At 53.2% G+C, this 17,681-nt stretch carries 14 protein-coding genes; 3 read left to right on the plus strand and 11 right to left on the minus strand.

Going from position 1 to position 17,681, the window contains the following annotated elements; all coding sequences use genetic code 11:
* The first annotated feature begins 173 nt into the window (after positions 1 to 173).
* The gene (locus EU557_RS20695; RefSeq protein WP_135532379.1) at positions 174 to 2,939 is read left to right on the plus strand and encodes a TonB-dependent receptor; all 2,766 of its coding nucleotides are present in this window, start codon (positions 174 to 176) and stop codon (positions 2,937 to 2,939) included.
* 129 nt (positions 2,940 to 3,068) lie between these two features.
* Here EU557_RS20695 and EU557_RS20700 read toward each other — a convergent pair whose 3' ends face one another.
* The 6 genes from EU557_RS20700 to EU557_RS20725 form a co-directional block, all read right to left on the minus strand.
* Positions 3,069 to 3,680: an alpha-ketoglutarate-dependent dioxygenase AlkB family protein gene (locus EU557_RS20700; RefSeq protein WP_135532380.1), complete on the minus strand. Its 612-nt coding sequence runs from the start codon at positions 3,678 to 3,680 to the stop codon at positions 3,069 to 3,071.
* A 79-nt stretch (positions 3,681 to 3,759) separates the two neighbouring features.
* Positions 3,760 to 4,419: a hypothetical protein gene (locus EU557_RS20705; protein ID WP_135532381.1), complete on the minus strand. Its 660-nt coding sequence runs from the start codon at positions 4,417 to 4,419 to the stop codon at positions 3,760 to 3,762.
* 212 nt (positions 4,420 to 4,631) lie between these two features.
* Positions 4,632 to 5,927: a kynureninase gene (gene kynU, locus EU557_RS20710; RefSeq protein WP_135532382.1), complete on the minus strand. Its 1,296-nt coding sequence runs from the start codon at positions 5,925 to 5,927 to the stop codon at positions 4,632 to 4,634.
* Positions 5,928 to 5,962: 35 nt separating this feature from the next.
* Positions 5,963 to 6,994, minus strand: coding sequence for an amidohydrolase family protein (locus tag EU557_RS20715; protein ID WP_245326341.1), 1,032 nt, complete (start codon positions 6,992 to 6,994; stop codon positions 5,963 to 5,965).
* Positions 6,995 to 7,040: 46 nt separating this feature from the next.
* On the minus strand, positions 7,041 to 8,303 hold the full coding sequence (locus tag EU557_RS20720) for a hypothetical protein (protein WP_210116099.1): 1,263 nt from the start codon (positions 8,301 to 8,303) through the stop codon (positions 7,041 to 7,043).
* 222 nt (positions 8,304 to 8,525) lie between these two features.
* Positions 8,526 to 9,059: a 3-hydroxyanthranilate 3,4-dioxygenase gene (locus EU557_RS20725; protein WP_135532385.1), complete on the minus strand. Its 534-nt coding sequence runs from the start codon at positions 9,057 to 9,059 to the stop codon at positions 8,526 to 8,528.
* 165 nt (positions 9,060 to 9,224) lie between these two features.
* On the opposite strand from EU557_RS20725, the gene EU557_RS20730 reads away from it, so the two are divergent.
* Positions 9,225 to 10,010, plus strand: a complete 786-nt coding sequence (locus tag EU557_RS20730) for an SDR family oxidoreductase (protein WP_135532386.1) — start codon at positions 9,225 to 9,227, stop codon at positions 10,008 to 10,010.
* Between the two features lie 35 nt (positions 10,011 to 10,045).
* Here the strand turns inward: EU557_RS20730 and EU557_RS20735 are convergent, their stop codons facing one another.
* The 5 genes from EU557_RS20735 to EU557_RS20755 all read right to left on the minus strand — a co-directional run bounded on the left by EU557_RS20735 (position 10,046) and on the right by EU557_RS20755 (position 16,337).
* Positions 10,046 to 10,579 (minus strand): hypothetical protein, encoded by a 534-nt coding sequence (locus EU557_RS20735; RefSeq protein WP_135532387.1) that lies wholly within the window; start codon positions 10,577 to 10,579, stop codon positions 10,046 to 10,048.
* A 72-nt stretch (positions 10,580 to 10,651) separates the two neighbouring features.
* The gene (locus EU557_RS20740; protein ID WP_135532388.1) at positions 10,652 to 11,677 is read right to left on the minus strand and encodes a hypothetical protein; all 1,026 of its coding nucleotides are present in this window, start codon (positions 11,675 to 11,677) and stop codon (positions 10,652 to 10,654) included.
* A 378-nt stretch (positions 11,678 to 12,055) separates the two neighbouring features.
* Complete coding sequence (locus EU557_RS20745; protein ID WP_135532389.1) at positions 12,056 to 13,690, minus strand: hypothetical protein; 1,635 nt, start codon at positions 13,688 to 13,690, stop codon at positions 12,056 to 12,058.
* Between the two features lie 87 nt (positions 13,691 to 13,777).
* Positions 13,778 to 15,412, minus strand: coding sequence for a hypothetical protein (locus EU557_RS20750; protein ID WP_135532390.1), 1,635 nt, complete (start codon positions 15,410 to 15,412; stop codon positions 13,778 to 13,780).
* Complete coding sequence (locus tag EU557_RS20755; RefSeq protein WP_135532391.1) at positions 15,405 to 16,337, minus strand: glycosyltransferase family 2 protein; 933 nt, start codon at positions 16,335 to 16,337, stop codon at positions 15,405 to 15,407. Before EU557_RS20755 ends, EU557_RS20750 begins: the two co-directional genes overlap by 8 nt.
* A 344-nt stretch (positions 16,338 to 16,681) precedes the next feature.
* On the opposite strand from EU557_RS20755, the gene EU557_RS20760 reads away from it, so the two are divergent.
* Entirely contained in the window at positions 16,682 to 17,641 is a 960-nt protein-coding gene (locus EU557_RS20760; RefSeq protein WP_135532392.1) for a glycosyltransferase family 2 protein, read from the plus strand.
* The last annotated feature ends 40 nt before the right edge of the window (positions 17,642 to 17,681 follow it).

Below are 17,681 nucleotides of genomic sequence, written 5' to 3' on the forward strand. Positions count from 1 at the left end.
ATAGTATGTCTATAAAACTTAAATAATTCCCTCATGTGGAATTCATGTTACAACATTGAGTTGCTGAAGACCTATGTTAACCCGTGGTTTTATACCATTCAGCGAGTATCTGAGCAAGCTCCACCGTAGGCCTCTAGGTTTGTGGAGCTTTTGTATTCACATCGAGTGCTCGTATGAAAAATCTTTACCCGCCAATGTTGGCGGCCTTGCTCCTACCCCAGCTACCTGCTATGGCAGGCCACCTACGCAATGCCCACTCTTCATTCATCACTACTCGCACACCCGATCCAACAGAGTTTGTATCGGGAGTAATTAAAACTGCCTCAGGCGAAGCTTTGCCTGGTGCTACGGTATTTATCAAGGGTAGCTTTATCGGCACCAGTACTAACCACCTAGGCCAGTTCCGCCTGGGGGTACCCTTTGAAAATGGTCCCGTAACGCTGGTAGTGTCCTACGTCGGCTACGACTCCCAAGAGGTAGAGCTGAAGGCGGCCGATAATACGCTAAGTATAGCGCTGACCCCAAGTGCTACCCTACTCAACGAAACCGTTGTATCTGCCTCACGCATCGAGGAAAATATTTTGCGGGCGCCTGTTACTATCGATAAGCTCTCTACCCAACAAATTGAGAAGGTATCGAACCCAGAGATTTTGGGTGGCCTAGGCCAGTTGAAAGGCATCGATGTAAGCTCAGCCTCCATGCTGTTCACCAGCGTAAGCACGCGCGGATTCAATACGGCCAAGTCGGAGCGCGTGGTGCAGCTGGTAGACTATATGGATACCCAACTGCCCTCTCTTAACCTGAGCCCCGGCAACCTAGTAGGCATTCCGGAGCTGGATATGGAGAGCATTGAGATTATTCACGGCCCAGCTTCAGCCCTGTATGGCTCCAATGCCCTAAGCGGGGTAATTCTGTTCAACTCCAAGGATCCCTTCGTGTATGAGGGTTTAAGTGTGCGGCTGCGCGGCGGACAGCGCAGCCTTCTGGATGGGCAGTTACGCTACGCCAAGAAGCTGACTGACAAGCTCGCCATCAAGATCAATGCTAGCTCCTTCCAGGCGAACGACTGGATTGCGAACAACTTTGAGGCAACTCAAAGCTCAGCCAACCCGGCTGGCTCATTGCTGGGCTACAATGCCGTAAACCGCTACGGAGAGTATGGCTACACGTTTATGCCCTCGCAGCAGCTTCCCGGTGGTACCAATGCCGAGCTGTATGGTAAAACGGCCTACATGCCAGGCTTTACCGAACAGGACCTGATTGCCAACGACAACCGCACCTCCTCGTATCGCTTACAAGGAGCCGTAGCGTACTTGCTGCGCGAGGACCTGAAGCTAACGGTGGAAGCAAAGTACGCTGAAGGCACCGCCACCTACCAGAATATCAGCCGTTTCCGGGTGAAGGGCTTGGGAACTACCCAATACCGGGCCGAGCTAAAAAGCAGCAAGGGCTTCTTGCGCCTATACTCCACGGAGGACTTTACCGGTAAGTCATACGAGCTAAACCAACTGGGCTCTTTGCTGCAAGATTCTCCTACCGCCGACGGGGGTACGGTGAGTTACGCTCAGCAGTTTTACGCTACTTACAACGCAGCATATAGCCAGGCTCGGCGCGCTGGGGCACCCGTAGAAACGGCACTAGCTGCGGCTCAGCAGGTTGCCGGCGCTACGCAGCTCAAGACCAGTGACTCGCGCTTTACTACGCTGCGGGAGCAAATTATTGGCAACAAGACCCCGGGCGTTGGGGCTCAGCAGTACTTCAACTCCTTCCTGAATGATATCAGCGGGCAGCGCAACTTCCAGCTAACCAACACGGGTACTAGCTTGGTTGTGGGCGCGGCTTACCGGGAATATCGCCTGGGCTCTAATGGTATGCTGTTTAAGGATACGGAAGATAAGCGCATCCGTAACTACGAGTACGGCGCGTATGGCCAGCTAACGCAAACCCTGCTGGAAGAGCGCCTGAAGCTAGCCTTTGCAGGCCGGGTAGATGATTTTAAGAACTTCAAGCCAGCTTTCTCACCACGTGCCTCAGCAGTGCTTTCGCTGGGCGAGAACAAGCAGCATAACTTCCGCGCCAGCTTTGGCCGAGCCTTTCGCTCGCCTTCCCAAACCGAGCAGTACTTCTACAACGACATCCGGACGGGAGTACTTATTGGTAACATTGGTACCGGTTTTCAAGGCTATAATCTGGCACTGTTCAACTCCCCGCAACTGTTAGCCGCCGCTCAGAGCAACCCAGCAGTGTTGCAGCCATATGAGTACAACATCAAGCCTTTGAAGCTGGAGCGCGTAGGCACCGTGGAAGTAGGCTATAAAGGCGCTATTCTGCCCAAGGTATACCTAGACGCCAGCTACTTCCGCAGCTGCTACAACGACTTCATTGGGGCTCGTACCTTCGTGGGCAATACCGATGGCTCACGGCCGACGCCTCAGCAGCTAGCCGCTGGCTATAGCACGGCTTACACCAACCAGAGCCAGCCTACCCGCGTGCTGTATGCCTACTACAACAACGACCAGGAGGTACGCACCCAAGGCGTAACAGCTGGCCTGACCTATTACTTCAAGCGGGCTCTCAACCTCACCGGCAACTACTCACTGAACGTGCTGGATAAAAGCAATCTGCCCGAAGGCTTCCAGACGTTCTACAACACGCCTAAGCACAAGTATAACGTAGGAGCCACTGGCACTATCGGTAACTTTAGCTACAACGTAAATTACCGCTGGGTGCAGGGCCACCTGCAAGAAATGCCCTTCGCCACCGGCAGCATCAAAGATTACAGCACCACGGATGCCTACTTAGGGTATTCGCTTCCGAAGCTGAGCAGCACTGTGCAGGCTGGCATTTCTAATGCGTTCAACACCAACAACGTGCAGGTGTTCGGCGGCCCCCAGATTGGCCGACTGGCCTACTTGGGCCTGCGGGTTGACCTCAAATAAGCAACCGCACCAAGGCAGAATAGATATTGCCAATTAGTAAACAGGCCTAGAGAGCCGGGCCGCTGCCCGGTTTCTCTAGGCCTGTTTGTTTGCGCTGTAGAGGCTTGTTGCAGTTCCTTGTATAGCTCGTTAATCAGTTGCCCGCTGGCCTACCACCAGCCGAAACGTTAAGTTGAGGCGGGGCTCTTGCACGCGAGTAGTTTTAGGCAGCGCGTGCAGCCACGCTTGCTGCGTAGTGCCGCGCATCACCAGCAAGCTGCCGGAGGTAAGTTGCAGACTTATGGGCGGGTGAGGCGTCAGGTGCGGATCCCGGGGGCGCAGACGAAAGCTGCGCGTAGCACCTAGGCTTACGGAAGCAATTACTGGCCTAGGTCCCAACTCAGGCTCGTTATCAGCGTGCCAGCCCATGCTATCCTGCCCAGTGCGGTATAGGTTTAGCAGTACGCTATTAAACTGTGCTCCGGTAACAGTCTCTACCTGTTGCCGAAGCTGCTGCAGAGCGGTGGTCCAAGGTTGTGGAGTGAGCTGTAGGCCAGAGTACCGATAAGCAGCGCCGGCATCGCCGTGCCAAGCTGTAAGGCGTGGCTGGAGCACTTCCTTCCCAAACAGCCGAATAGCTTCGTGCTTCCACGGGATAGTCGCGGTTAGCTCCGTTAATAGCTCCGTAGCCGCTGCCGGCTTCAGAAACTCCGGATCAAGCAGCAACTCGGCATCAGGCAAGGGAATAAGCGAGAGCGACATAGCACCTGAATAAAAGACAAGGCCTGAAGCCCGTTGGTATAACAGACTTCAGGCCCTTATGCGTTACGTAGGCTCATGATTATTTTACAGGAATTCCCATTTCTGCAAACCGCTGCACCAGCAGTGGGGCCAGCAGCATACTTAGCAGGATGCTCAACGCCATACAGATAATAAATGGTGCCCCCCATCCTCGCCGTTGATACTGCTGTACCCCCACGTAACGAGGCCAAAACCACAGGTTATAGGCTATGATAGGCGGCAGATTAGCCAGTTGCAGCATAGCTACGGCAGCTTGAGGCAACGAGCGCACAAGAATGGCAAAGAGTATTAGGTAGCCAATCAAAAACAGTACTAACCGTGAGGTTGCACCCTTTCGACCTAGCGTGCGAAAGTTGAGAATCAGTAAAGCGCCACCAGCAAACAATGAAAACAGCGCTGAAAAAAGCGTAATAGTTACTGGCGAGTACAAAGCAGGCCCAGGCTCATCAGTAGTCTCCTCCTCTTCCTGCCGAATAGAGGCCAAGCGCTGCGCTTCAACCGCCTGCTGTTGGGCAGCAATAGGCTCTAGCTCTGCCCGCAGTGCACCGGGGTTAAACTCTTCTAGGGGTAATTGGCGTTGCTGCGCTTCGTTGAGAGCCGCCAACACAGCTTCCTCCCGGTACTCCGCGCGGTTACGCAGGTACAGCAACAACTCGGCGTCGGTTTTGCGGCTCATTTTTGCCGCGTACTCTTCGGCCATGGTCAATGCGAATAAAATCAACAACTAAGGAAAGACGTAGCTCTCCCTTCCTTCCTACGCACACCAGCTAATAAGGCTGATATTCTTAGTGCTTTTCTAGCAGTAGGCCATAATTCTACATCAAGCCAGCTGCCAGTCTTACCATGCGTGAGTTCACCCTAAGTAATGGTCTACAAATCTCTGAAGTCCTTACTGCTGGTGCATGGGCTGCGCTAGGCCTGTACGACCTGTTGCCGACTAGCCCACTCCGCTAGCACTTCGCCCACTCGATACACATCTTCAAAGGTGTTATACAGCGGCACTGGAGCTAATCGAATAACGTTAGGCTCACGCCAGTCACCAATGACACCGACGGCCAGTAGGTGCTCAAACAGGTCGCGTCCATTTTGGTGCACCAACAGAGAAAGCTGACAACCTCGCTGGGTGGGGTCAGCAGGAGTAATAATTTCTAGCTGTGATGCGGAGAGGCCTAGGCGAGTTATCAGGAACTCTAGGTAGCCAGTGAGCAACTCACTCTTGCGGCGCAGAACCTCCATGCCACCCGCAGCCTCGTGCACCTCTAGCGCCGCCTGATGCACCGCCATTGTCAGAATAGCACTATTTGACAGCTGCCAGCCGGCCGCGCCCCGCATCGGCCGGAAGCCTTTACGCATTTTGAAGCGCTCTTCCTCGTCGTGGCCCCACCAGCCTGCCAGGCGCAACAGCTCTGGTTGCTCGGCGTAGCGCTCATGTACAAACGCTCCTGCTACCCCGCCAGGACCCGAGTTGAGGTACTTATAAGTACACCAGCAGGCAAAGTCTACGTTCCACTCGTGCAGATGCAAAGGAATATTGCCGGCCGCGTGAGCTAGGTCGAAACCCACTTTAGCTCCTACGGCGTGGCCGGCCCGCGTGATGGCCGCCATATCATACACCTGCCCCGTGTAGTAGTTAATGCCGCCCATGATGACAGTAGCCAGAGAGTCACCTAGCTCCTCAATCTTGGCCACTATATCCTCAGTGCGTAGCGTATGCTCGCCGGAGCGGGGTGTGAGCTCCACAATAGCATCATCGGGCTGGCGGCCGTGCAGCTTCACCTGACTTTCGAGGGCGTACTGATCAGAAGGAAAAGCGCCGCCTTCCATCAGCACCTTATAGCGAGTTGCAGTGGGCTGATAGAAGGAAACAAGCAGCAGGTGCAGGTTGGTGGTAAGGTTATTCATTACCACCACTTCCACGGGCTTAGCACCCACAATGCGGGCAGCAGGAGCAGCCAGCGCTTCATGGAAGTTCATCCACGGCGAGTCACCCCGAAAGTGCCCTTCCACCGCCAAGTTCTGCCAGTTAGTAAACTGTTGCTCAGCAGCGGCACGAGCAGTGCGAGGCTGCAGGCCTAGTGAGTTACCGCAGAAGTACAGGCTTTCCTGCCCAGCGGGGCCGGGCGGAATATGAAACTGCTGGCGAAATTTGTGCAGGGGGTCCTGCGCATCCAACTGGCGGGCAAAGGCAAGGGTAGGTTCGAAGGTCATGGGTAGCAAAGATAGCCAAGCCCCGCACCTGGGCACTACTTTACGAGCGCCATGATTTTGGCTAAGTGCGCCTGGCCTAGGCCTAGCCAGTCAAGCGCGTTCTGTCCGAGCATGCGCGCTTTCACGTCCTCAGAATAGGGCATTGACCGAATCAGCTGGCCCGGCTCCAGCTCACCCAGCGGAAACGGGTAATCGGTACCCAGCGTGATTTTATCAGCCCCAAGAGTTTGTACTAAGTATTCTAACATGCGCGGATCGTGCACCAAAGAATCAACCCAGAACTTTCCTAAATACTCTCGGGGGTTCACAGAGTTATCTACTGCGCATAAATCAGGACGCACCTGGAAGCCATGCTCAATCCGCCCGATAGTGCTTGCAAACGTCCCTCCCCCATGAGCCACAGCTACCCGCAGCTTAGGTAACCGCTCCAACACCCCACCAAAGATAAGAGAGCATAAGGCCAACGTACTCTCAGCAGGCATGCCCACCAGCCACGGCAGCCAATATTTGGGCATTTTCTGCTGAGCCATCATGTCCCAAGGATGAATAAAGATGCACGCCCCTAATTCCTCAGCAGCCTGAAATACCTCAAAAAGCTCGGGAGCATCCAAGTTCCAGTCGTTGACATGGGACCCAATCTGCACGCCCGCTAGGCCTAGCTGCCTTACGCAGCGTTCTAACTCCCACACGGCCAAGTCTGGAGCCTGCATAGGCAAGGTGCCCATCCCTACGAACCGGCTGGGGTAGCGAGCTACTACGTCGGCTAAGTGGTCATTGAGCAGGCGGCTTAGATCCAGCGTGTCAAGCGGCCTAGCCCAGTAGCTAAACATAACGGGCACTGTGCTTAGCACCTGCACCTGCGCTCCAAATTTATCATACTCTCGCAATCGTACATCAGGGTCCCAGCAGTTGTCCTGAATCTCGCGAAAGAACTTGTCGTCCTGCATCATGCGCGCACAGCAGGGCTTATGATGCTCTAGCCGTACGAAGCCACCATAGCCATACCGCTGCCGCAAATCTGGCCAGCTCTTTGGCAGAATATGAGTGTGGATATCGATGGTGAGCACGGCAGACAGAGAAAAAATACCGATTCAGACAAGCATATAATGTGGCTTAGCCGTTCTCCCGTGGCCAATCGAGTTGGAGAAAGAATTGTTTATATGTTTCCCAAGTCATGGTACAGCAATTAATCAAACCAATTGAATATTGATAATTCTGCAACAAGCCTAGCAGGATGAGGGGGGTTAAAGCAGTCAATAATCCATAGTTACGTGAGTGCAGCCACCGCTGTAGGAATGATGCCATCCCAAAGGCCAATATTGGATACAGGCTTATGAGCGCCCGCCCCCCATAGCTGCCCCCGTAGCCCCAGTCCCACCAACAGAATGTGCAATAAATATAAATTGGAATTAGCACTATCATAATCGGCAGCATAGGCGCTGCCCACTGTCGCACCCACGCAACACCCAGCAACCCGAGGGCTAGCAGGGGGGAATATAACAGCCACCCTTTCTTTACGCTAAATAACCCTTCCCAAACGTGAGGTTGATCAAAATGAAAGGTTTCTCCTGGGTAAAAAGGTACGAACCATTGACCACCCACTACGCGCCAAAAAATCAGCTGTAAGCTTCCTATTAAACCCACCACTATCACGCCCAGCACAATGTGCCGCCAATGCTGAGCCCAGAATCGAAGCCGAGTTATCGTAGCTGCCCGACAAGTCAGCCCCCACAGTACTGGCACAAGCAGCAGCAGCAATTCGGAGGGGCGAATCAGCAGCAGTATCCCTATCACTAGGCCTAGAGATAGGGCACCCCAATGAGTGGCCTGCTCATACCATTGCCGGGTAGTACGTAGCAGGAGTACTGTTAGCAGAAACAACGTACCGTGTGCCATTAGGGGCTCATAGACAGCATACGTGAACAGGTTAGTGCAGAGAGCAATAATCAGTAGCGTGACTGCGGCAACAGAGTCAGAAAAAAAGCGGCGGATTTCGAGGCCCAGCAGCGCCAAGCCAGCAAGAACATAGCCCATGCAACCTAATGAAATCATGTATTGATACATGTGCTCGTAGCCGGTAGTAACGGGGCGCCCTTTTATCTTATAGATAAAGTTGGTCAGCCAGAAGAAAGGTGAGTAGGCCACGGCCATACCTATCGGATACTTAAATACCATTCTGCTGTTCGGCAGCCGAATGAACCCATACTCCGGGTCCATGTCTGGGCGATAATTATGCCGTGCCATGCGGAGGAAAGATCCATCGCCAAGGTCATTTGTAAGGAAGGTAGCGGGCAGGTATGAGTAATAACCGCCGACATCCCAAACAAATACGTTGTTATGATTCCAATGAGCGGCCCGCCCGGCTGCGCCCAGCATAACTAGCGCAATCACACACCACACATACCCACAATGGGTTGAGGGGAGTAAGTTGCGCAATACTTTCTTCAACATCATTAGTACTAGTACATAGCTGATCGGCGTTAGTCAGTGGGCTAGAAAAGCCCTGCCATTTCCGATAAGCAAAGATGAGCTTTCCAAAGCTGGTAAAAAATCGGCAGCATCTTTCCTGTCTATCCTACCAGCCTCTCAGCTTCGCCATTAGGCTTGCTCTGCTGGCGCGGGCGGCGCCATTATAGTACCGCAAACCTGACAGGTACGCTTATGCTCATCCTGCCAGAAACTATTCATGATAGGAGGCAGCTGGGCCACGATATCGGTGATTTCCGCAAACTCCTCGTAAAGCTTATTGCCGCAGTTTTCGCAATACCATTGGAAGCCATCCAATTCTCCAGCGGTACGATAGCGCTCCAGCACCAAGCCAACGGAGCCAGCTGGGCGGCGTGGTGAGTGGGGTACCCCCGCCGGTAACAGAAACATGCTCCCCTCCTTGATTTCAACGTCTACTGGCTGACCGTCTTCTATGATTTTCACTACAATGTCGCCCTCTAGTTGCAGAAATAGTTCTTCTCCTTCATCCACATGGTAGTCTTTGCGGGCATTGGGACCACCCACCACCATCACAATGAAATCATGGTTATCCTTAAACACCTGCTGATTACCAACGGGCGGCTTAAGTAAGTGCCGGTGTTCTTCAATCCAATGCTGAAAATTAAATGGGCGGGCAACGGGCATAAGTGGAAGAGTAGAAGAGTGAAAAAGCGAGAAATAACTGGTGCCTCAGAAGCAAATAACGGTATTCCTTATTGACTGCCTTGCTATCGTATACGCTGCTAGGCCAGTCTCATTTGATTGAAGATTTTTTTCGCAACTTCCTTTTCACAATTTCATCATTTCGACATGGATTTTCTCTCCCAACACGCCCTGGTGGGTGGCAGCACCCAGGGCATCGGGCGGGCGGTAGCCGAAGAGCTAGCCCAGCGCGGGGCCACTGTCACGTTACTGGCTCGCAATGCTGAGGCGTTGCAAGCGGTAGCTGACGCCCTTCCTAGGCCTAGGAATCAACTTCATGACTTTATTGTAGCTGACTTCAGCCAGCCAGAGCAATTACGCGAGCAACTCCATTCTTATCTAGGCCACCATCCGAAAGGGTTTGATATTCTCGTGAATAACACGGGTGGTCCAGCTAGTGGCCCTCTTCTGGATGCGTCAATTGATGCCCTGCGGGCGGCCTTCGAGCAACACGTAATCTGTAACCAGTTACTGGCGCAGGCGGTAGTGCCAGGCATGCAAGTGAGAAAGCACGGACGCATAATCAACATTATTAGCACTTCCGTGAAGCACCCACTACCGGGCTTGGGCGTTTCGAACACTATTCGGGCAGCCGTTGGAAACTGGGCTAAAACTCTAGCCAACGAGCTAGGCCAAGATGGTATTACTGTAAACAATGTACTGCCTGGTGCCACCGTCACGCAACGACATACTTCACTGATTGAAAAGAAAGTAGCTCAAACGGGACAGAGCGTGGCAGAAGTAGAAGCTGCAATGATCCAACAAATTCCAGCACGCCGCTTCGGGCAAGCGGCGGAAGTAGCGGCTGCCGTGGCCTTTCTGGCTTCAGCAGCGGCAGCTTATATCACAGGTATTAATATCCCTGTTGATGGCGGCCGAACGGGCAGTTTGTGATCTGCTCCAGTTAAGCAAGCTGCTAACGGCCTCGCTTATTCTATCACCTGAATACTCAAGTCATCAGCATACACTGGGTCGATGGCGCCGGCGCGCCACAGGTACATTTTCAGGTGGTGCGTGGGAGCCAACTCAGCAGGCATTTCCATGTCTTTGCTAACCTCAACCCACTTGTTGTAATCTTTTACTGCTTCGTCCATTTTTATCCCATCGCCCCATATAGCCTTATTATCCTGAGACGGATCAGTTACTTGCAAGCCTAAAATGGCATTAGTATTAGTGCTTGGTAGAAATACCCAGCCATGTACATTTATTTTTTTGATTTTACGGGGGCTTACCTGGCCTACCACGACGTCATAGGTTAGACTAAAATCGTGAGCATTGTCTACTTTCAGGGCATATACGCCGGTATGCGCCCGCTCACGTGAGAGGGTTCCCATATCTACTCCCCACCCCGCAATTTCTTCGAAGCTAGTGCTAGTAAGCGTATTAGCATCAACCTTTTTTTCATCGCTCGATGAGCACGCAGCAAGGCCAATCAAGGCTGCTACCCATAAGAAATTTTTCATGTTTAAACTCAATTGAACAGATTAGGAGAAGGCCACTGTACCTAAAACAATAACCCTTCAGCAGATATGTATTTAGTTGGTATTCAATTGCTGCTGTCCCTGGCGTACTAGCACGGCCCCATACTGCACCAGCAGGAGTACCGCCGCAAATAAGAGCACCCAGGATACACGCGACTGTAGCCGGTCCAGCACGTTGGCTAGGCCTCCTGTGACCAGAGCATTACTTAGCACCCCCAACCCCAACACAGTCACGGCTAGTACGGCCTCTGGTGCCACCATCCGGCGTAGCCTCGTAAGCAGAAGGACGGCTAGTATGACCAACGATGCCAAGTGAGCTCCATAGGTTCTTTCATTCAGCGTCGTAAAATTCAGCTGATTTCGGTTCTGCATCGACGACATGTACTCCTTTAATTCATAATGCATGAACTCCCCAATCTTCCAGTACGGATTGGTATTCTCTCGAAATGGGCTGAGGCCATCACCGTGGCCTACGTGAGTGAGTTGCCGCAACGTCGCCTGCGCCGTTTCGGAAACTAAGTAAGGATAATAACGAGGAGAAGTGAGAACCCGGCGAATAATCTGCTGGTACTCCTGCTGATTACTCTGCCAGCCGCCAGTTTGCGCCAGCGGACTATTGCTGTCCCACATAAACGCAATGGCATCATTAGGCAGCTTGTCGCGGAATGCGCAGAGGCGATACTGGTCGGCAGGGTCGCAGTTACGGCTTAGGAATTCATCCATTATACCTGTTTCAACTAGGCGAGCCATCAGGAACGCAGATGAAGCTCTGGAAACGGCAAACCCACCACCCATAGCCGCGTGCAAGGTTGGCAACACCACCCACCCCACTAGCACGACCGCTGTGGTAACCAACCACTGTGCAGGGCGCACCTGCTGCCGGCGAAATGCACCTACAACTGTTGCTACCGCCCCATAAGTTAATACCACTAAGCTAAAGGTAAGCAGGTTAGATGAGTGCATCAGACAGGAAAGATGCACTATAACTAGCAGCCAAATTTTAGTAGGCCAGCCTACGCGCTGTTCAATCAGTAATAGGCCTAGGGCCAAGATTCCGATGGCCGTAAAAATATCAGGCATGAGCTGACTACAAAACCATGAAACCCCCGTAAGCCAGCTCGTCAGGGCAATGAGGATCACTTTGGCAGGGCGGTTGTGGCCTAGGTGGGGCGCCAGCACTTGCACATAGCGCAGCATTAGCCATCCGAGCAAAAGTGCCTGACTAAAAATCACAAACCAAAGGGTAAAATGCAGAGAAGTTAGCCGAACGAACAACCCGTATGTAATAGGCCGGTCATCGGGCACTACAAGCCGGATGGCACTATCTAGGTAAGTTCCGGTATCAGACGTAACTAACGGAAACCCATTGTAAAGCCCCGCGCTGATTAAGACCAAAGCCGTAAGCAGCAACGTGACCCAGTTCCTTAATTGGTACATAGTGAATACTCTCATACTGGTTTACCAGCGCATCCTGAACACTGACAGCACACGGCGGCCATTGGCTCGTAACTGGTATACTTCCTTGTTCTGAAACTCATACTCCTGGGGCTGCTGACGATAGGTAGTAAGAAAGTAATCAGCTTGATTCTGATCTTCCACGAAGGATAAGCGACTCTGATCCTCCGGCGACAACAGGTAGATGTTAAGAGGAGCTGAGCTATAGGCCGGAGCACTCCAGACAATATGGGGCCGGGGGTCGTTGGTCAAAATCCATTCTAAGCCTTGCCGATAGCTTAAACCCCAGTAATCTACCTCGAAATGTTGTGGCGCATTGGGGCCCGCCAGCGGACTGAAATATACATTTTGTAGCGGATGAGCCTCCATCATTTGCCCCGCCACACTTAGCATGCACACTCCCGTTGTCAGACCAACTACCCTGGACCAGTACATTGCTAAAAAGGATACGGCCGGTCGCCAGTGCCACAGTGCCCATAGGCCGCGCACCGCTATCAGCAGTAGGGGTGGATACACAAAGTACAGCTGCCGCCATCCATCATACAGCACTGACTTCAGTACGATAACAGTCAGTATTGGTAGCACACCCAAGCCTAAGAAAAGTACATCCTGCATTTCTTGCTCGGTGCGCCAAAGACGTAAGCCACCAGCTCGCAGGCGCCGAACCATCTGCCAAATCACTATGTTACCTCCTAGTAGGAAGCTGACCACGTAGAGCAAGGGCGTAGAGATGCCAATCCATACCGGCGCATAATGCCAGGGCAAGGTGGTAGCTGGCTGTACGCTGGCTTGATATAATACGTATCCACCCCACCGGAAATGGCTCATGTTGTGCCAAGCGAGCAGGAAGTTGTCGAGTGGGGCGGGCCACAGGTAGGGCCAGAAGGCCACCACCAGCCCCGCCGTCAGGGCCGCATACAGCCCGCCCAGTCCCAGCGCCCGCCCCGGGCGCACCTCCCCGTACACCACGCGCACCAGCAGCAAGGCCAGCGTGGCCGCCGGCAGCAGCACCCCCATGATGCGCACGTCAATGGTCAGGGCGCAGGCCAGCGCGTGCCACAAGACCCGGCTTAGCGTGGGGCGCAGCACCAAGCGCACGCCCGTATTTAGGCCGACGGCGAACAGGGCCATGAATACGGCGTCCTTGTCGTTGTAGAAGAAGTCGGCAAACAGGCGCGGGCTCAGCACCAGCCACAGCGCCCCGAGCAGGCCCCACTGCCAGGAGCCAAAGCGCCGCCGTGCCAGTTGATAGAACGCCACGCACCCGCCCCAGCACACCACAAACGTCGCTAAATGCCGGAATAAGAACCGCTCGCGTGTGGTTTCCAATCGCAAGAGTCGCTCTAGGTAACAAGTAGGGGTTTCAAATGCTACTCCGTAATCGCGGTCAAAGTACTCTTCTAGCGGCACTGAGTAGGAAGCGAATGCTGGATCCTGAGCAACAAAGTCGGGATCAAAGCGCTGTAGAAGATACTTTAGGGTGACCATGCCGTTGTTGCGGCTGATTTCCTCATCAACTGACATTCCATAATCATGGTAGACTAGTAAGCCCAGCAGCAGAAAAAACACAAAGAAGCTAATGACTATTCCCCTGGGATATTGTTGTGTTACAGCCTTAATTGTAGCAAGTGCATTCATAAAGTAAAGCAGAAGGGTATAAAAACGCTAGGTCTCTAGCGTCGTATTGAAGCCGCTTAGCGCGTGTATACATTGCTCGTTCATTTTTTACCAGTGCATGCGAAATACCGACATGACCAACTCGCCCCCAACGCGCGTCTGATACACTTCCTTGTTGGCAAACTCATAAGGCAACGTATGCCCGCGGTAGGTCGAGAGGAAGTAATCGGCCTTGCTCATATCATCCACGAATGAAAAGCGGTGTTGCTCCGCTTCCGGCAATAGATAAATGCTGAAAGCCGCCGAACTGGGCTGTGGAGTGCTGATGGTAATGTGAGGCCGGTTGTCAGTGGCCAAAACGTATTCAAGTCCCTGGCGGTAACTCAGCCCCCAGTAATCCATCTCGAAGCGCTGCAGCAGATTGGAACCTGCCAAAGGATTGAAGTATACGTTTTGTAGCGGGTGAGCTTCGATCATTTTGCCTGCCACCACTACCGCACTCATGGTTACGATAGCGCCCACTACTCTAGGCCACTGCGCCCATAGGCGTTGCGCTGCAGCCCAATGCACGGTGCTCCATAGGCCCCGCAATGCAATGAGCAGCAGCGCCGGATAAACAAAATACAGCTGGCGCCATCCGTCATAGAGCACGGCGTGCATTACCACCACGGCTATGAGTGGGGCCATGCCCATACCAAGAAAAAACACGTCCTGCAATTCCTGTTCCGTGCGCCACAACCGCAAGCCTACCTGCCGCAGATTCTGCAACACGCGGCACGCAACCAAAACTGCCCCTATCAGAAATGTGACCACGTATAACAGCGGAGTCGTCACCCCAATCCAGACGAAGGGGTAGTGCCAGGGCAAAGCCACCGAGCGCTCTATGCGACCCAGATATAATACCTCTCCATCCCACCGAAACGAACTCATGTTGTGCCAAGCGAGCAGGAAGTTGTCGAGTGGGGCGGGCCACAGGTAGGGCCAGAAGGCCACCACCAGCCCCGCCGTCAGGGCCGCATACAGCCCGCCCAGTCCCAGCGCCCGCCCCGGGCGCACCTCCCCGTACACCACGCGCACCAGCAGCAAGGCCAGCGTGGCCGCCGGCAGCAGCACCCCCATGATGCGCACGTCAATGGTCAGGGCGCAGGCCAGCGCGTGCCACAAGACCCGGCTTAGCGTGGGGCGCAGCACCAAGCGCACGCCCGTATTTAGGCCGACGGCGAACAGGGCCATGAATACGGCGTCCTTGTCGTTGTAGAAGAAGTCGGCAAACAGGCGCGGGCTCAGCACCAGCCACAGCGCCCCGAGCAGGCCCCACTGCCAGGAGCCAAAGCGCCGCCGTGCCAGTTGATAGAACGCCACGCACCCGCCCCAGCACACCACAAACGTCGCTAAATGCCGGAATAAGAACTTCGCCCGCATAGTTTCCAGGTCCAGTACAAACTCCAAGTAGCTCAGCGGTGTTTCGAGCGCCACTCCGTAATCTCGATCCTGATATTCAGGCAAAGGCACCCAGTATGGGCCAAAGGCCGGATGCTGGGCTTTCTCGGGAGCAAACCGCTGAAACAAGTAGCGGAGCGTTACCATGCCATTGTCGCGGCTGATGCGCTCGTCAATGGACATACCGTAATCGGAGTAAATCCAGAGGCCTAGCAACAGCAGCAAGCCAAAAAACAAGCCTACGGGCAGCCAGGGCCGTTGGTCTAGCACGGCGGGTAAGCGCAAAGAGGCCACCTTACGCATCGAAATACGTCTGCACGAAATAGAGGGGCCGGTTCTGGTTTTCGCGGTAAATCCGGAAGACATACTCCCCCAGAATACCCAGGAACAACAACTGAATACAGCCCACAAAATAAATACTCAGCTCCAGCGACGACCAGCCGAATGGCGTCAGACCCAAAGCTTTACTAACTAGCACCCATACACCGCCGGCTAGGCAGATAACCATGCCAAAAAGTCCCGTGTATAGGCACACCTTAATAGGCAGATCGGAGAAGGAAAACACCGCATCGAAGGCCAGAGCAATTAGGCGTTTGTATGACATCTTAGGTACTGTACCATCGTGACGGGCCTGCCGAGCATAAGATATAGGCACTTGTCGGTAGCCGATAAAGGACCGTAACCCAGGCAGGTAGCGGTTCTTCTCATTCAGGGAAAGAAACGCCTGAAGTGCCCGCTGGTTCATCATGGAAAAGTTGCCCACATTGTCGGTTTCCTTCAAGCGGGAGAAGTTCCGAAACACACTGTGGAACATCTTTATCAGCGTCTGGCGAGCCCATCCCTCTGCACGGTCGGTGCGGTGACCGTAGGCAATGTCGTACTGATCATTTTTTAAAAGCTCGTACATGCGGCTCAGCAGCTCTGGTGGATCCTGTAGGTCACCATCCATCATAGCCACATATTGTCCCTTAGCCGCGAATAGTCCCGCCGTGTAAGCCGCTTGGTGACCAAAGTTGCGGGATAATACCAACACTTTTAACCTCGGGTCAGAGACCCGTGCCGCTAGCAACAGGGGGAGCGTCTGGTCGCGAGAGCCGTCGTCAACGCAGATAATCTCATAGTTATCCGTGATGCTGCGAACAGCTTCAGTAGTGCGCTGAACCAACGTAGGTATCAAGCCTTCCTCGTTGAAAACCGGAATAACAACGGAAAGCAACGGATTAGCCATAGATGATAGACACAAGGGAAATACCAGTTTTTACAAATGTAACAGGATGTTGACAGTGCGAAAGCTGGTTCCGGCCCTTAGCAAGTAGTCTATGCACTATCAAGGCTAGGTCAACTACACCCCTTATGAAATCTCAAGTATTTGAACGTGTGTAGCGCGGTGGGCTGCACCTTACTAAGGTTTGAAGTACTTAACCCATACTGCTCCTATAAAAAACACGCGTACTAGACGGGGTAATATCATCTTGCAGCATGGTAAACCTTGGGTTGCCTTAGAAGGGCTGGGCTGCTACTTTCGTCTGCCCATGCTACTATTGTAGCTTATCGTTGCCTGACCCTCCGACTGTGGATTTATCTGTCGTTATTCCCATTTACAACGAAGAGGCCAATATTGCGGCGCTATACGAGCGCCTGCGAGGAGTGGTGGAAAATATGGCACTGCCAGGTGGCTATGAGTTCATCTTTGTTAATGATGGCTCCCGAGACCAATCCCTGGTCTTACTTCGCCTGTTGGCAGCTCGTGATGAGCGGGTGCGATACCTTGATTTTAGTCGCAATTTTGGCCATCAAATAGCCGTGACAGCTGGCTTAGATCGCACCCAAGGTGAGGCCGTGGTAATTATCGATGCTGATTTACAAGACCCGCCCGAACTGCTGCCTCACCTCTATCAAAAGCTTAGGGAAGGGTTTGAGGTAGTGTATGCCAAGCGCCGTACCCGCCAGGGTGAAAGTGCCGCCAAGAGACTCACGGCGAAACTGTTCTATCGGGTTCTGGCCTTGATAACCCACATTTCTATTCCTGTAGATACTGGCGACTTTCGCATTATTTCACGGAAAGTAGTCACGGCGTTGCGGCAGATGCCCGAGCAAAACAAGTTTATCCGAGGTCAGATTTCCTGGATTGGCTACCGCCAAAGCTGCATCGAGTATGACCGCACCGAGCGAACCGGCGGAGCTACTGGCTATACCTATAGCAAAATGCTGCGCTTTGCGTTGGATGGCATCACGGCCTTCTCTGATGTACCGCTACGGGTTGCTACCATCAGTGGATTTGCAGTATCAGGGGTAGCGTTTTTAGTAATGCTCTACACCCTATACTCACGCTTCGTAACCCGGGACTTTCAGCCTGGGTGGGCTTCGCTGATGATCAGCATTTTGTTTTTAGGTGGTGTACAACTGATTGCGGTAGGCATCATTGGCGAATATATTGCTCGGCTTTCGGCCAACGTACGGCAACGGCCCTTGTACATTATCTCCGAGACGAATACCACGCCGCCTGATACAACGACTCCACGTAGCACGTAGCACTTACGCGAGCAGAACACTATATTTCTATAGTTTCTCC

The organism is Hymenobacter wooponensis, assembly GCF_004745865.1.
Classification (GTDB): Bacteria; Bacteroidota; Bacteroidia; order Cytophagales; family Hymenobacteraceae; genus Hymenobacter; species Hymenobacter wooponensis.

Bases quoted from the DNA above. Each gene is read 5' to 3' on its own strand.
- EU557_RS20695 (WP_135532379.1), top strand. From the start codon at position 174: ATGAAAAATCTTTACCCGCCAATGTTGGCGGCCTTGCTCCTACCCCAG.
- EU557_RS20700 (WP_135532380.1), bottom strand. From the start codon at position 3,680: ATGTCGCTCTCGCTTATTCCCTTGCCTGATGCCGAGTTGCTGCTTGAT.
- EU557_RS20705 (WP_135532381.1), bottom strand. From the start codon at position 4,419: ATGGCCGAAGAGTACGCGGCAAAAATGAGCCGCAAAACCGACGCCGAG.
- kynU (WP_135532382.1), bottom strand. From the start codon at position 5,927: ATGACCTTCGAACCTACCCTTGCCTTTGCCCGCCAGTTGGATGCGCAG.
- EU557_RS20720 (WP_210116099.1), bottom strand. From the start codon at position 8,303: ATGCTGGGCGCAGCCGGGCGGGCCGCTCATTGGAATCATAACAACGTA.
- EU557_RS20725 (WP_135532385.1), bottom strand. From the start codon at position 9,059: ATGCCCGTTGCCCGCCCATTTAATTTTCAGCATTGGATTGAAGAACAC.
- EU557_RS20730 (WP_135532386.1), top strand. From the start codon at position 9,225: ATGGATTTTCTCTCCCAACACGCCCTGGTGGGTGGCAGCACCCAGGGC.
- EU557_RS20735 (WP_135532387.1), bottom strand. From the start codon at position 10,579: ATGAAAAATTTCTTATGGGTAGCAGCCTTGATTGGCCTTGCTGCGTGC.
- EU557_RS20740 (WP_135532388.1), bottom strand. From the start codon at position 11,677: ATGCCTGATATTTTTACGGCCATCGGAATCTTGGCCCTAGGCCTATTA.
- EU557_RS20745 (WP_135532389.1), bottom strand. From the start codon at position 13,690: ATGAATGCACTTGCTACAATTAAGGCTGTAACACAACAATATCCCAGG.
- EU557_RS20750 (WP_135532390.1), bottom strand. From the start codon at position 15,412: ATGCGTAAGGTGGCCTCTTTGCGCTTACCCGCCGTGCTAGACCAACGG.
- EU557_RS20755 (WP_135532391.1), bottom strand. From the start codon at position 16,337: ATGGCTAATCCGTTGCTTTCCGTTGTTATTCCGGTTTTCAACGAGGAA.